This window comes from Pseudomonas sp. IPO3747 (genome assembly GCF_013385245.1).
Lineage (GTDB): Bacteria > Pseudomonadota > Gammaproteobacteria > Pseudomonadales > Pseudomonadaceae > Aquipseudomonas > Aquipseudomonas edaphica.
This window is the reverse complement of sequence record NZ_JACAQL010000002.1, coordinates 728,173-742,469: the sequence shown is the minus strand read 5'-3', so window position 1 is coordinate 742,469 and position 14,297 is coordinate 728,173. Positions and strand designations below refer to the sequence as shown.

At 61.4% G+C, this 14,297-nt stretch carries 11 protein-coding genes; 10 read left to right on the top strand and 1 reads right to left on the bottom strand.

What is annotated here, in order from left to right:
* Positions 1 to 43: 43 nt before the first annotated feature.
* Positions 44 to 1,669 (bottom strand): glucan biosynthesis protein D, encoded by a 1,626-nt coding sequence (locus HX790_RS04745; protein ID WP_017137091.1) that lies wholly within the window; start codon positions 1,667 to 1,669, stop codon positions 44 to 46.
* Between the two features lie 304 nt (positions 1,670 to 1,973).
* Here HX790_RS04745 and HX790_RS04740 point away from each other — a divergent pair, with 304 nt between their 5' ends.
* The 10 genes from HX790_RS04740 to lysS all read left to right on the top strand — a co-directional run bounded on the left by HX790_RS04740 (position 1,974) and on the right by lysS (position 14,181).
* Positions 1,974 to 2,684, top strand: coding sequence for a tellurite resistance TerB family protein (locus HX790_RS04740; RefSeq protein WP_176991293.1), 711 nt, complete (start codon positions 1,974 to 1,976; stop codon positions 2,682 to 2,684).
* 171 nt (positions 2,685 to 2,855) lie between these two features.
* Positions 2,856 to 4,478: a methyl-accepting chemotaxis protein gene (locus tag HX790_RS04735; protein WP_099548538.1), complete on the top strand. Its 1,623-nt coding sequence runs from the start codon at positions 2,856 to 2,858 to the stop codon at positions 4,476 to 4,478.
* Positions 4,478 to 4,990, top strand: a complete 513-nt coding sequence (locus HX790_RS04730) for a chemotaxis protein CheW (protein WP_017137094.1) — start codon at positions 4,478 to 4,480, stop codon at positions 4,988 to 4,990. Before HX790_RS04735 ends, HX790_RS04730 begins: the two co-directional genes overlap by 1 nt.
* Positions 4,987 to 6,240 carry a protein-glutamate O-methyltransferase CheR gene (locus HX790_RS04725; RefSeq protein WP_017137095.1) on the top strand — a complete coding sequence of 418 codons (1,254 nt, stop codon included), beginning with the start codon at positions 4,987 to 4,989 and terminating at the stop codon, positions 6,238 to 6,240. Before HX790_RS04730 ends, HX790_RS04725 begins: the two co-directional genes overlap by 4 nt.
* Positions 6,237 to 6,938, top strand: coding sequence for a chemotaxis protein CheW (locus HX790_RS04720; protein ID WP_017137096.1), 702 nt, complete (start codon positions 6,237 to 6,239; stop codon positions 6,936 to 6,938). The genes HX790_RS04725 and HX790_RS04720 overlap by 4 nt, the downstream gene beginning before the upstream one ends.
* Positions 6,935 to 9,217, top strand: a complete 2,283-nt coding sequence (locus HX790_RS04715; RefSeq protein WP_176991292.1) for a hybrid sensor histidine kinase/response regulator — start codon at positions 6,935 to 6,937, stop codon at positions 9,215 to 9,217. The genes HX790_RS04720 and HX790_RS04715 overlap by 4 nt, the downstream gene beginning before the upstream one ends.
* Complete coding sequence (locus tag HX790_RS04710; protein WP_017137098.1) at positions 9,214 to 10,224, top strand: chemotaxis response regulator protein-glutamate methylesterase; 1,011 nt, start codon at positions 9,214 to 9,216, stop codon at positions 10,222 to 10,224. The genes HX790_RS04715 and HX790_RS04710 overlap by 4 nt, the downstream gene beginning before the upstream one ends.
* A 52-nt stretch (positions 10,225 to 10,276) precedes the next feature.
* The gene (locus HX790_RS04705; RefSeq protein WP_017137099.1) at positions 10,277 to 11,278 is read left to right on the top strand and encodes a PleD family two-component system response regulator; all 1,002 of its coding nucleotides are present in this window, start codon (positions 10,277 to 10,279) and stop codon (positions 11,276 to 11,278) included.
* Between the two features lie 233 nt (positions 11,279 to 11,511).
* Positions 11,512 to 12,607 (top strand): peptide chain release factor 2 gene (gene prfB, locus HX790_RS04700; protein ID WP_096236834.1). Its coding sequence is split into 2 segments (ribosomal slippage): positions 11,512 to 11,583 and positions 11,585 to 12,607, totalling 1,095 coding nucleotides; the frame shifts between segments, so codons are not numbered across the junction.
* 71 nt (positions 12,608 to 12,678) lie between these two features.
* On the top strand, positions 12,679 to 14,181 hold the full coding sequence (gene lysS / locus HX790_RS04695) for a lysine--tRNA ligase (protein ID WP_017137101.1): 1,503 nt from the start codon (positions 12,679 to 12,681) through the stop codon (positions 14,179 to 14,181).
* Positions 14,182 to 14,297: the final 116 nt, after the last annotated feature.

Sequence of the window (14,297 nt, the reverse complement as noted above, 5' to 3'; positions counted from 1 at the left end):
TGCGCTCCCACGCGGGAGCGTGGGAGCGCTCTGTTGGCGCGTATCAGCTGTACTTACGCTGGTCCGGTGCCGGCGGGAAGTACTGATACAGCCAGGTTTCACTCAAGGTGCGGTCCTGGGTGCGGATAAACAGCCGCAGTTCAACCGGTTCCACACTGTCGCTGGTCGGGTACCAATCGAACAGAATGCGATAGCCCTTGATGTTGTCCAGCACCAGCACACTGAAGTCTTTGACTTCACCGTGGGAGCAGGTCACCACCGGTTCGATCCCGGTGCCGGCCGGCAGGCGATCCAGGCCACCGCCCTTGAAGTCCACGGCAAAGCGGCGCGCCCACACTTCGGGGTAATGCTCGCCCGGTGCCCAGCCTTCGGTAAAACCGCCCATGCCGGAACGGGTGGCATCCACTTGCGCCAGCGGTGTGCTCACCGGCGGCAGCGCGCTCCAGTACAGCTTGTAGCCATAGTTGAGTGATTCGCCTGCGGCCACGGGCTTTTTTGGGGTCCAGAAGGCCACGATGTTGTCCAGGGTTTCGCCGGTGGTGGGGATTTCCAGCAGGTCGATCGAGCCTTCGCCCCAGGCGGTGGTGGGTTCCACCCACAGGCTAGGGCGCTTGCTGTACCAGTCCACAGTGTCCTGGTAGCTGGCGAACTCATGGTCGGTCTGTACCAGGCCGAAACCTTTCGGGTCGGTGTCGGCAAAAGCGTTGAACTGCAGCTTGGCCGGGTTGTTCAGTGGACGGCAGATCCACTCGCCGTTGCCACGCCACATGGCCAAACGGTCCGAGTCGTGGATTTGCGGGTGGATGGTGTCGCACATCCGGCGTTCATGGGTACCGCAGCTGAACATGCTGGTCATCGGCGCGATGCCCAGTTGCTCGATGGCGGTGCGCGCATTGATATGCGCGTCGATGGCCATGACCACCTGGTTGGCCTGGCAGTCGATGTCAAAGCGGTAGGCACCGGTGGCGCTCGGCGAGTCGAGCAGGGCGTAGACCACAAAACGCGTGGCGTCCTTGCTCGGGGTTTCGAACCAGAATTGCGTGAAGTCGGGGAATTCCTCGCGTTTTTTCGCGTAGGTATCAATCGCCAGGCCGCGTGCGGAGAGGCCGTACTGGCCGGTTGCGTCCACCGCACGGAAGTAACTGGCGCCGAGAAACGACAGCACGTCATGGCGATCCAGTTCCGGCGCCTTGAACAGCTTGAAACCGGAGAAACCCAGGTCGCCGGTCAGCTGCTTGGTGTCCACCGTGGTCTTGGCATAGTTGAACAGCGACGGGCGGAAATGCACCTCGCGGGCTTCGCGGGTCTTGGGGTCGACGCTGTGCATGCGTACTGGCGTCTTGAAGCCCATGCCGACGTGGAAAAACTGCACGTCGAGCTGGCCGTTCAGCTCCTTCCACAGCGAATGGTTGCCGTCGTAGCCAATGGCATTGAAATTCTGCGGGGTCATGGTTGCCAGCGTCGGTGGCAGCACCTGTTTGGTGTCTTTATACGCGTTGGCGGCGAGCTGCCTGGCCTGGGCCTTGAGCGTTTCGAAGTCGAACGCCACGGCCTTGCCATCGGCGGCACGGTTCCCGGCCCAGGCCTGCGCGGCCAACAGGCCACTGGCCGACAAGCCGGTGTAAGCCGCAATGGCCATGGACGCTTTGAGCAAATTCCTGCGGTGCATAGAGACAACCTGTCGTGAGCAAATCCCGCGCCGTTCCTGGCACGTAACGGATCATAAATAACGGTTCGGACATGCCTTCGACCAAACGCAACGGACAATAAACAGACGCCGGATAGCTTAAGCGGTTCGATGCAGAAGGAAAATTGATTGATGGCGGGGTGATGGCGTTGCATGTGAAACAAGACGTTTCAAATACGCGCTGCCGGCGTTACATCTGGAAGCACTCTAGATCGCGGCTTTTTGGCACTTAGTTTTACGCTGGGAGCCTATTGGTCCTACGAACCCAAGTGTCTGGAGGCTACGCATGAATACCCGTGGATTGCTCGATCAGTTGCTCAAATCCGGCCAGGACATGTTGCAAAACAAGGCGGGCGGGCAACGCAAATCGGACGACAAAAGCGCCCTTGGCGGCTTGCTCGGCGGCGGTGGGCTCGGCAGTTTGCTTGGCGGTGCGGGTGGCGGTGCCCTGGCGGCGGGCGCGATGGGGCTGCTGCTGGGTAACAAGAAGGCGCGCAAGTTCGGTGGCAAGGTGCTCACCTATGGCGGGCTGGCAGCACTCGGAGTTATCGCCTACAAGGCTTACGGCAACTGGCAGGCGCAGCAGGCCGGCGCACCCCAAGGCGAGCCGCAAACCATCGACCGCCTGCCACCGGCCCAGGTCGAACAACACAGTCAGGGCATTCTCAAGGCGCTGGTCGCCGCCGCCAAAGCCGACGGGCATGTAGACGAGCGAGAGCGCGCTTTGATTGAAGGCGAATTCACCAAGCTGGATAACGACCGTGAACTGCAAAGCTGGCTGCACGCCGAGCTGAACAAGCCTCTGGATCCCGCTGATGTGGCGCGCGCAGCGAGCACTCCGGAAATGGCCGCCGAGATGTACATCGCCAGCGTGATGCTGGTGGACGAAGAGAACTTCATGGAAAAAGCTTACCTGGACGAGCTGGCGCGCCAGCTCAAGCTTGAGCCCGGCTTAAAGGCCGAGCTGGAAAAACAGGTACGCCAAGCCACGCTCTGACCTCCTGAATGATCGCTCCCACGCTCTGCGTGGGAGCGCAGCCCGTGACGCTCTGCGTCACCTGCACAGTGTTTTTGCGTTCTGTGAGCGCGACATCAAAACCTGTTGATAAATGCGGGCACCCGCTCAGCTATACTCCTCGGCATTTGATCGGCCCTTCGAGGAATTACTGTGAAGAACTGGACCTTGCGCCAAAGGATTTTGGCGAGCTTTGCGGTAATTATCGCGATCATGCTGTTGATGGTCGTGGTCTCGTATTCGCGCCTGCTGAAGATTGAAGTCAGCGAAAACTCGGTCCGGGATGACGCCGTACCCGGGGTATTTTTCAGTTCGATGATCCGCAGCGCCTGGGTCGACAGCTACCTGCAAACCCAGGAATTGGTCGGTGCCCACCGAAGTCAGGGCATCTCGGAAGCCGACAAACAGGACTACAAGTCGTTTGAGGCACGTTTGGAACAGCACATGGCCAGTTACGCGAGCACGATCAATATTGATCAGGATCGCACTGAGTTCGACGCCTTCGAAAAGCTCCACCAGAACTACAACAAGATTCTTGCCCTGGTACTGGACGCCCATCAGGCTAACAACGGCGTTGAGGCGCAAAAGCTGTTCGACGAGCAACTCACGCCCGCCTGGACCGCAGGCCGCATGAAGCTCAATGACATTATCAATGAAAACAAACAGGTCGCCGATAACGCCACCGCCGCCATCGATGAAGCGGTGGCCGCCGCCAAAGTCAGCATGTTCGTATCGTTGGTCGTGGCCATTCTCGCAGCGGGCCTGTGCGGCCTGCTGCTGATGCGCGCGATCATGGCGCCGATGAATCGCATCGTCGAAATCCTCGAAACCATGCGCACGGGCGACCTGAGCAAGCGCTTGAACCTTGAGCGCAAGGACGAATTCGGCGCTGTCGAAACCGGCTTCAACGACATGATGACCGAGCTGACCGCCCTGGTTTCCCAGGCCCAGCGTTCGTCGGTGCAGGTGACTACCTCGGTGACCGAGATTGCCGCCACCTCCAAGCAACAACAGGCCACGGCCACCGAAACGGCGGCCACTACCACCGAGATCGGCGCGACATCACGGGAAATTGCCGCCACGTCCAAGGACTTGGTGCGCACCATGACCGAAGTGTCCACCGCCGCCGACCAGGCGTCGGTCGCTGCCGGCTCCGGCCAGCAAGGCCTGGCGCGTATGGAAGAAACCATGCACTCGGTGATGGGCGCCGCTGACCTTGTGAACGCCAAGCTGGCGATCCTCAATGAGAAGGCCGGCAACATCAACCAAGTGGTGGTGACCATCGTCAAGGTGGCCGACCAGACCAACCTGCTGTCGCTCAACGCCGCCATTGAAGCCGAGAAGGCTGGCGAGTACGGACGCGGGTTTGCCGTGGTGGCCACCGAAGTGCGCCGTCTGGCCGACCAGACCGCCGTGGCCACCTACGACATCGAGCAGATGGTGCGCGAGATCCAGTCGGCAGTGTCAGCGGGCGTGATGGGCATGGACAAGTTCTCCGAAGAAGTGCGTCGCGGCATGTTCGAAGTGCAGCAAGTGGGCGAACAGCTGTCGCAGATCATCCATCAGGTACAGGCCTTGGCGCCGCGGGTATTGATGGTCAACGAAGGCATGCAGGCCCAGGCCACCGGCGCCGAACAGATCAACCATGCGCTGGTGCAACTGGGCGATGCCAGCAGCCAGACCGTGGAATCCCTGCGCCAGGCCAGTTTTGCCATTGATGAACTGAGCCAGGTTGCGGTCGGTCTGCGCAGCGGCGTGTCGCGTTTCAAAGTCTGATGAGCGACCTTGCGGCTAAACGCGGCGTCGTCCCGGCAGCGAAAAAGGCGTTGTTTCTGGTGTTCCACATCGGCGGCGAACGTTATGCCCTCAAAGCCACGGAGGTGGCCGAGGTGCTACCGCGCCTGCCACTCAAACCCATCGCCCATGCACCGCTGTGGGTGGCGGGGATCTTTGCCCATCGTGGCGCGCTGGTGCCGGTTGTCGACCTGTGTGCGTTGACCTTCGGCAAACCGGCCCAGGCCCGCACCAGCACACGGCTGGTGCTGGTCAACTACCAGCCGCAACCTTGGATCGAGCCACGCTGGCTGGGGTTGGTCCTGGAGCAGGCCACCGACACCCTGCGTTGCGACCCGGCCGAGTTTCAGCCTTATGGCCTGGATAATCGCGAGGCGCCGTACCTGGGGCCGGTGCGTGAAGATGCGTTGGGTTTGATGCAGTGGATCGGCGTGGCCGACTTGCTCACCGACGACGTGCGCGCCTTGCTGTTTGCCAGCGAGCTAAGCTTATGAGCAACGACCCACGCTTTTTTGCCTTCTTGAAGGACCGCATTGGTTTGGACGTCGCCTCGGTGGGCGAAGCGATCATTGAGCGTGCGGTGCGCCAGCGCAGCCAGGCCGTGCAGGCGCAGACCGTGCAGGATTACTGGCAGCATTTGCAGAGTTCGCAGGATGAGCAGCAGGCGCTGATCGAAGCGGTGATCGTTCCCGAGACCTGGTTTTTCCGCTATCCCGAGTCCTTTGCCACCTTGGCGCGCTTGGCCAGGGAGCGCCTGGCGGCGATCAAGCAGATGCGCGCCCTGCGCATTCTCAGCCTACCGTGTTCCACGGGCGAGGAGCCTTATTCGATTGCCATGGCCTTGCTCGATGCCGGGCTGGCGCCGCACCAGTTCAAAGTATTGGGGCTGGACGTCAGCCCATTGTCGGTGGAGCGCGCCAAGCGTGGGGTGTATGGCAAGAACTCCTTTCGCGGCGGCGATATCGAGTTTCGCGAGCGTCACTTCAGCGAACAGCCCGATGGTTACCACATTGCCGAGCGGGTGCGCGAACAAGTGCGTCTGCAAGTCGGCAATTTGCTCGACCCGGCGTTGCTGGCCAATGAGCCCACCTACGATTTTGTGTTCTGCCGCAACCTGCTGATCTACTTCGACCAGCCCACCCAGAAGCAAGTGTTCGATGTGCTCAAGAGCCTGACCCATGAGGACGGCGTGCTGTTTATCGGCCCCGCCGAGGGCAGCCTGCTGGGGCGCCATGGCATGCGCTCGATTGGCGTGCCGCAATCCTTTGCATTCAGTCGGCATACCGAGCCGGTCAAGCCTGAACCGGTATTTGTGCCCCTGCCCATCCCCCAGCGCAGCGCGGCACCGATTCCTGCCAAGCCGCGCCCGTTCAGCACCGCGAGTGCCCAAGTGGTGCCGATCAAGGCGCCGCACAGCGATGCGGGCGATTTGCTCAGCCGCATCGCTACGTTGGCTAACGAAGGCAAAAGTGCTGAGGCCCGTGCCGCGTGTGAACAGTATTTGAGTAACCACCCGCCGGCAGCCCAGGTGTTTTACTGGCTGGGGCTGCTCAGCGACGTGGCCGGCAGCGCCCTGGAAGCCCAGGGTTATTACCGCAAAGCCTTGTACCTGGAACCGCAGCACCCGCAGGCCTTGATGCACTTGGCCGCATTGCTCGAGTCCCAGGGTGACAGTGCGGGCGCGCGTCGCTTGCAGGCGCGCGCCGCGCGTAGCGAGCGTGCAGACAGTGAGTCCAAACGATGAATAACCTTGATGCGCTCGACACCGCAGGTCTGGACCTGACCCTGGCCGACACCCAAGCCATCGACGACTGCTGGAACCGCATCGGCATCCATGGCGACAAGTCCTGCCCGTTGCTCGCCGAACATATCCACTGCCGCAACTGCTCGGTGTATTCCGCCGCCGCCACGCGCCTGCTTGACCGTTATGCGTTGCAGCAGGACGACCGACAGGCGTATGCAGCCGCGGAAGTTGACGAAGACATCGTCACCCGTTCGATCCTGATGTTTCGTCTGGGTGAAGAGTGGCTGGGCATTGCCACGCGATGCCTGGTGGAGGTGGCGCCACTGCAGCCGATTCACTCGTTGCCGCACCAACGTTCCCGCGCATTACTGGGCGTTGCGAATGTGCGCGGTGCGCTGGTGGCGTGCCTGTCACTCGTGGAACTGCTGGGGCTGGACCCGGCCAGCACAGGCGCTACCGGCGCGCGAGTGATGCCGCGCATGTTGATTATTGCTGCCCAGGACGGCCCGGTGGTGGTACCGGTGGATGAAGTCGACGGCATCCATGCCATCGATGAGCGCACCTTGAAGGCCGCGTCGGCTTCCGGCACCCAGGCCAGCGCGCGCTTTACCCAAGGCGTGTTGCAGTGGAAAGGCCGCAGCCTGCGTTGGCTGGACGAGGCGCAATTGTTGTCTGCCGTGACCCGGAGCCTCACATGACCCCCGACCAGATGCGCGATGCCTCGCTGCTGGAGCTGTTCAGCCTGGAAGCCGATGCGCAAACCCAGGTGTTGAGCGCGGGCCTGCTGGCCCTGGAACGCAACCCCACCCAGGCTGACCAGCTTGAGGCATGCATGCGCGCCGCGCACTCGCTCAAGGGCGCGGCGCGGATTGTCGGCGTGGACGCCGGGGTCAGCGTGGCCCATGTGATGGAGGACTGCCTGGTCAGCGCCCAGGAAAACCGCCTGTACCTGCAACCTGAGCATATCGACGCCTTGCTGCAGGGCACCGACCTGCTGATGCGCATCGCCACGCCGGGCAATAATGTCGGGCCAGCGGACATTCAAGGCTATGTAGCGCTGATGGAACGCCTGCTGGATCCGTCGCAGCCGATTGTCAACGCCACACCAGCCCCCGCCGCTCCCGAACCTGCGCCGGTGATTGAAGCGTTGCCGCCGGAGCCTGAGCCAGAGCCTGTGCCGCCGGTCAGCACTGACCTGCCGCGCCCGAACAAACGCCTGACCGAAGGTGGGGAGCGCGTGCTGCGCGTCACCGCCCAGCGCTTGAACAGCCTGCTCGACCTGTCGAGCAAGTCCTTGGTGGAGACCCAGCGGCTCAAGCCTTACCTGGTGAGCCTGCAGCGCCTCAAGCGCATTCAAAGCAACAGCGCGCGCGCCTTGGACACGCTCGATGGCCAACTCAAGACCATGAACTTGAGCCTGGAAGCCCAGGAAGCCCTGGCCGACACGCGCCGTCTGTTAAGTGAAGCCCAGGCGTTGCTGGCGGATAAAACCGCCGAGCTGGATGAGTTCGGCTGGCAGGCCGGCCAGCGTGCCCAGGTGCTTTATGACACCGCGCTGGCCTGCCGCATGCGACCGTTTGCCGATGTGCTCGCCGGCCAGGTGCGCATGGTGCGTGACCTTGGCCGCAGCCTTGGCAAGCAGGTGCGCCTGGAGATCGAGGGTGAAAAGACCCAGGTCGACCGCGACGTACTGGAAAAACTCGAAGCGCCGCTCACGCATTTATTGCGCAATGCCGTCGACCATGGCATCGAAATGCCCGAGCAGCGGGTGTTGGCGGGCAAACCCGCCGAAGGCTTGATCCGCCTGCGCGCTTCCCATCAAGCCGGTTTGCTGGTGCTGGAGTTAAGCGACGACGGCAATGGCGTCGACCTGGAGCGTCTGCGTGGCACCATCGTCGACCGGCACCTGTCACCGCTGGAAACCGCGCTGCGCTTGAGTGAAGAAGAGCTGCTGACTTTCCTGTTCCTGCCGGGTTTCAGCCTGCGCGACAAGGTCACCGAAGTGTCCGGGCGCGGCGTCGGCCTGGATGCGGTGCAGCACATGGTCCGCCAACTGCGTGGCGCCGTGGTGCTGGAGCAGACGGCGGGGCAGGGCAGCCGCTTCCACCTGGAAGTGCCGTTGACCCTGTCGGTGGTGCGCAGCCTGGTGGTGGAGGTCGGCGAGGAAGCCTATGCCTTCCCGCTGGCGCACATCGAACGCATGTGCGACCTGGCGCCGAATGACATTGTGCAACTGGAAGGGCGCCAGCATTTCTGGCACGAAGGCCGGCATGTCGGTCTGGTGGCCGCCAGCCAGTTGTTGCAGCGCCCGCCGGGGCAGAGCAATGACGAAACCTTGAAGGTGGTGGTCATCCGCGAGCGCGATGCGGTGTATGGCATTGCGGTGGAGCGTTTTATCGGTGAGCGCACCCTGGTGGTATTGCCGCTGGATGACCGCCTGGGCAAGGTCCAGGATATTTCCGCCGGTGCTTTGCTGGACGACGGCTCGGTGGTGTTGATCGTCGACGTCGAAGACATGCTGCGTTCGGTGGATAAATTGCTCAACACCGGGCGCCTGGAACGCATCGCACGGCGCAGCCAGCAGGCGACCGAAGCACCGCGCAAACGCGTGCTGGTGGTGGACGATTCGCTCACCGTGCGTGAGCTGCAACGCAAATTGTTGCTTAATCGTGGTTATGAAGTGGCGGTCGCGGTCGATGGCATGGATGGCTGGAACGCGCTGCGCTCCGAAGACTTCGACCTGCTGATCACTGACATTGATATGCCTCGTATGGACGGGATCGAATTGGTCACACTCTTGCGCCGTGATAGTCGCCTGCAATCGTTGCCGGTGATGGTGGTGTCGTACAAGGATCGCGAAGAAGACCGGCGTCGTGGACTGGACGCCGGCGCCGACTATTATCTAGCTAAGGCCAGTTTCCATGACGATGCGTTGCTGGATGCCGTGATGGAGCTGATTGGAGGCGCCCGGGCATGAGGATTGCGATCGTCAATGACATGCCCCTGGCGGTAGAGGCCTTGCGCCGCGCGTTGAGTTTAGAGCCGGCCCACGAGGTTGTGTGGGTGGCCAGCAATGGCCTGGAAGCTGTGCAGCGCTGCGCCGAATTGACCCCGGACCTGATCCTGATGGACTTGATCATGCCGGTGATGGACGGCGTGGAGGCCACGCGGCAGATCATGGCCGAGACCCCGTGCGCTATTCTGCTGGTGACCGTCGATCGCCAAGCGAATATGAGTCGCGTGTTCGAAGCCATGGGCCATGGCGCCCTGGATGTGGTGGACACTCCGGCGCTGGGCGTGGGCAACCCCAAGGATGCGGCGGCGCCGTTGCTGCGCAAAATCCTCAATATTGGCTGGCTGATCGGCCAGCGTGGCAGTCGTGTACGCGCCGAAACCGCGCCAGCGCGCACCACTGGCAAACGTCAGAGGCTGGTGGCGATTGGTTCCTCTGCAGGCGGCCCGGCCGCCCTGGAAATCCTGCTCAAGGGTTTGCCCCGTGACTTTCCCGCCGCCATTGTGCTGGTGCAGCATGTGGACCAGGTGTTTGCCGCCGGCATGGCCGAATGGCTGAGCAGCGCCTCCGGCCTGCCGGTGCGCCTGGCACGCGAGGGCGAACCGCCTCAAAACGGCGTGGTGCTGCTGGCTGGCACCAACCACCACATTCGCCTGTTGAAAAATGGCACGCTAGCCTATACCGCGGAGCCTGTGAACGAGATTTACCGGCCTTCCATCGACGTGTTCTTCGAAAGCGTCGCCAGCCACTGGAATGGTGATGCCGTCGGCGTACTGCTGACCGGCATGGGGCGCGACGGGGCTCAGGGCCTCAAGATACTGCGTGAACAAGGCTATTTGACCATCGCCCAGGATCAGCAGAGCTGTGCGGTGTATGGCATGCCAAAAGCGGCGGCGGCGATTGATGCTGCTGTTGAAATCCGCCCACTGGACAGAATTGCGCCCCGATTGCTGGAGGTATTTGCAAAATGATCAAGACCTCTCGCAGTGCCGGCTTGCAGGAAAGTAATTCAGGTGACTGCACATGAATGATTTACAGATCGACGACATCAAGACCGACGAAAACGCTGCCATGGTGTTGCTGGTCGACGACCAGGCCATGATCGGCGAAGCTGTGCGGCGCGGCCTGGCTCACGAGGAAAACATCGACTTTCACTTTTGCGCCGACCCGCATCAGGCGATTGCCCAGGCGATCCGCATCAAACCGACGGTGATCCTGCAAGACCTGGTGATGCCCGGTCTTGATGGCCTGACACTGGTGCGCGAATACCGCAACCACCCGGCCACGGCGAATATCCCGATCATCGTGCTTTCGACCAAGGAAGACCCGCTGATCAAGAGCGCGGCGTTTTCGGCCGGAGCCAATGATTACCTGGTCAAGCTGCCGGATAACATCGAGCTGGTGGCGCGCATTCGCTATCACTCGCGCTCGTATATGACGCTGTTGCAGCGCGATGCGGCGTACCGCGCGCTGCGTGTGAGCCAGCAGCAATTGCTGGACACCAACCTGGTGCTGCAGCGGCTGATGAACTCCGATGGCCTCACCGGGCTGTCCAACCGCCGCCACTTTGACGAATACCTGGAGCTGGAATGGCGCCGTGCCATGCGTGACCAGACCCAGCTGTCGTTGTTGATGATCGATGTGGACTTCTTCAAGACCTACAACGACAGCTTTGGCCACGTCGAAGGTGATGAAGCCCTGCGCAAAGTCGCCGCGAGCATCCGTGAAGCCAGCAGCCGACCTTCGGACTTGCCGGCGCGGTACGGCGGTGAAGAGTTTGCGTTGGTGCTGCCCAATACCTCGCCGGGCGGTGCGCGCCTGGTGGCCGAGAAGCTGCGCATGGCGGTTGCGGGGCTGAAGATCCCGCACATTGCCCCGGCAGAAGGGGCGAGCCTGACCATCAGTATTGGCCTGTCGACCATGACGCCGTTGCAGGGTACGGATTGTCGGCAGTTGATCATGGCGGCGGACAAGGGGTTGTACACGGCCAAGCATAACGGGCGCAATCAGGTCGGTATCGAGTAAGCAGAACACCGCCGAACCCTTGTGGGAGCTGGCTTGCCTGCGATAGCGGCCTGTCAGTTACCACATCTGTACCTGATACACCGCTATCGCAGGCAAGCCAGCTCCCACATTTGATCTCAATCGTTCTGGAGATCGTCAACAACCCCGCCTTTTCGCCAAGCGGGCTGCCGTTAGCGCCGGTTTGTCGTTATACTCGTCGGCTTTCAAAAGTTCGCCAACGAGTGCTGCCCGCCATGGAAATCAACCCGATCCTTAACACCATCAAGGACCTGTCCGAGCGCTCCGAAACTATTCGGGGGTATCTTTGACTACGATCAAAAGCATGAGCGTCTGACCGAAGTCAATCGCGAGCTTGAAGATCCGGCTGTCTGGAACAAACCTGAATACGCCCAGGAACTGGGCCGCGAGCGTGCTGCGCTGGCGCAGATCGTCGACACCCTCGACGAGTTGAACACCGGTCTGGGCGATTGCCGCGACCTGCTGGACATGGCTGTCGAAGAAAACGACGAAGGCGCAGTGGGCGATGTCGTCGCCGAGCTGGCCCGTCTCGAGGAAAACCTCGCCAAGCTTGAATTCCGCCGCATGTTCAGCCACGAAATGGACCCGAACAACGCCTACCTGGACATCCAGGCCGGTTCCGGCGGCACCGAGGCCCAGGACTGGGCCAACATCCTGCTGCGCATGTACCTGCGCTGGGCGGATAAACGCGGTTTCGACGCCACCATCATGGAACTGTCGGCCGGTGAAGTCGCCGGTATCAAAGGCGCGACCGTGCACATCAAGGGCGAATACGCCTTTGGCTGGTTGCGGACCGAGATCGGCGTACACCGCCTGGTGCGCAAGAGCCCGTTCGACTCCGGCAACCGTCGCCATACCTCGTTCTCCGCCGTTTTCGTCTCGCCAGAGATCGACGACAAGGTGGAAATCGAGATCAACCCGGCCGACCTGCGGATCGACACCTACCGCTCCTCCGGTGCCGGTGGCCAGCACGTAAACACCACCGACTCGGCCGTGCGTATTACCCACGTACCGACCAACACCGTGGTCAGCTGCCAGAACGAACGTTCCCAGCACGCCAACAAGGACACCGCCATGAAAATGCTGCGGGCCAAGTTGTACGAGCAGGAAATGCAGAAGCGCAACGCCGCTTCCCAGGCGCTGGAAGACACCAAGTCGGATATCGGCTGGGGCCACCAGATCCGTTCGTATGTGCTTGATGCATCGCGGATCAAGGATCTGCGCACTAACATCGAACGCAGCGATTGCGACAAGGTGCTCGACGGTGATATCGACGAATACCTGGAAGCCAGCTTGAAATCGGGGCTGTAAACCGTCAGCCAAGACCTTAAGTCCCCTGCCACCGGTGGGGGCAACGAACCTGTGATGGAATTTCAAAAGACATGAGCGACCAACAACTCGACCCGCAAGCCCTGCAACAGGAAGAAAACTCCCTGATCGCCCTGCGCAAGGAAAAGCTTGCTGCCGAGCGCGCCAAGGGTAATGCCTTCCCGAACGACTTCCGCCGTGACAACTACTGCGATGCCTTGCAGAAACAGTACGCGGACAAGACCAAGGAAGAGCTGGCAGAGGCTGCAATCCCGGTCAAGGTGGCGGGTCGCATCATGCTTAACCGTGGCTCGTTCATGGTGATCCAGGACATGACCGGGCGCATTCAGGTGTACGTCAACCGTAAAACCCTGCCTGAAGAAACCCTGGCCTCGGTGAAAACCTGGGACATGGGCGACATCATTGCCGCCGAAGGCACCCTGGCGCGTTCCGGCAAGGGCGACCTTTACGTTGAAATGACCAGCGTGCGCCTGCTGACCAAGTCGCTGCGCCCGCTGCCGGACAAGCACCACGGCCTGACCGACACCGAGCAGCGCTATCGCCAGCGCTACGTCGACCTGATCGTCAACGAAGACGTGCGCCAGACCTTCCGCGTGCGTTCGCAAGTGATTGCGCACATCCGCAGCTTCCTGATGGCGCGTGACTTCCTCGAAGTAGAAACGCCGATGCTGCAAACCATCCCCGGTGGTGCCGCAGCCAAACCGTTCGAGACTCACCACAACGCGCTGGACCTGGAAATGTTCCTGCGTATCGCGCCGGAGCTGTACCTCAAGCGCCTGGTGGTTGGCGGCTTCGAGAAAGTGTTCGAGATCAACCGCAACTTCCGTAACGAAGGCGTCTCGACCCGTCACAACCCTGAATTCACCATGTTGGAGTTCTACCAGGCCTACGCCGACTACGAAGACAACATGGACCTCACCGAAGAACTCTTCCGCGAGCTGGCGCAGCTGGTACTGGGCAGCACTGACGTGCCGTACGGCGACAAGGTGTTCCACTTCGGCGAGCCGTTCGTGCGTCTGTCGGTGTTCGACTCGATCCTCAAGTACAACCCTGAGCTGACCGCTGACGACCTGACCGACATCGACAAGGCCCGCGCCATCGCCAAGAAAGCTGGCGCCAAGGTGCTGGGCTTCGAAGGCCTGGGCAAACTGCAGGTGATGATTTTCGAAGAGCTGGTGGAGCACAAGCTGGAACAGCCGCACTTCATTACCCAGTACCCGTTCGAAGTGTCGCCGCTGGCACGTCGCAACGATGACAACCCGAACGTCACCGACCGTTTCGAGCTGTTCATTGGCGGCCGCGAAATCGCCAACGCCTACTCCGAGCTTAATGATGCAGAAGACCAGGCCGAACGCTTCATGGCCCAGGTGGCCGACAAGGACGCCGGTGACGACGAGGCGATGCACTACGACGCCGACTTCGTTCGCGCCCTGGAATACGGCATGCCGCCGACCGCCGGTGAAGGTATCGGTATCGACCGGTTGGTGATGTTGTTGACCAACTCGCCGTCGATCCGCGATGTGATCTTGTTCCCGCACATGCGGCCACAAGCGTAACCGTAGCGAAATCCGAAGCCGCCTTTTATAAGGCGGCTTTTTTGTGTGACGAATTCAGCCGTCAGCAGAACGGCGCCAAGAGGCACGCGCTGAGCGTTCCCACGCTCTGCACAGGA

Coding starts and splice junctions, on each gene's coding strand:
- HX790_RS04740 (WP_176991293.1), top strand. CDS start 1,974: ATGAATACCCGTGGATTGCTCGATCAGTTGCTCAAATCCGGCCAGGAC.
- HX790_RS04710 (WP_017137098.1), top strand. CDS start 9,214: ATGAGGATTGCGATCGTCAATGACATGCCCCTGGCGGTAGAGGCCTTG.
- HX790_RS04705 (WP_017137099.1), top strand. CDS start 10,277: ATGAATGATTTACAGATCGACGACATCAAGACCGACGAAAACGCTGCC.
- HX790_RS04720 (WP_017137096.1), top strand. CDS start 6,237: ATGAATAACCTTGATGCGCTCGACACCGCAGGTCTGGACCTGACCCTG.
- HX790_RS04745 (WP_017137091.1), bottom strand. CDS start 1,669: ATGCACCGCAGGAATTTGCTCAAAGCGTCCATGGCCATTGCGGCTTAC.
- HX790_RS04730 (WP_017137094.1), top strand. CDS start 4,478: ATGAGCGACCTTGCGGCTAAACGCGGCGTCGTCCCGGCAGCGAAAAAG.
- HX790_RS04715 (WP_176991292.1), top strand. CDS start 6,935: ATGACCCCCGACCAGATGCGCGATGCCTCGCTGCTGGAGCTGTTCAGC.
- HX790_RS04725 (WP_017137095.1), top strand. CDS start 4,987: ATGAGCAACGACCCACGCTTTTTTGCCTTCTTGAAGGACCGCATTGGT.
- lysS (WP_017137101.1), top strand. CDS start 12,679: ATGAGCGACCAACAACTCGACCCGCAAGCCCTGCAACAGGAAGAAAAC.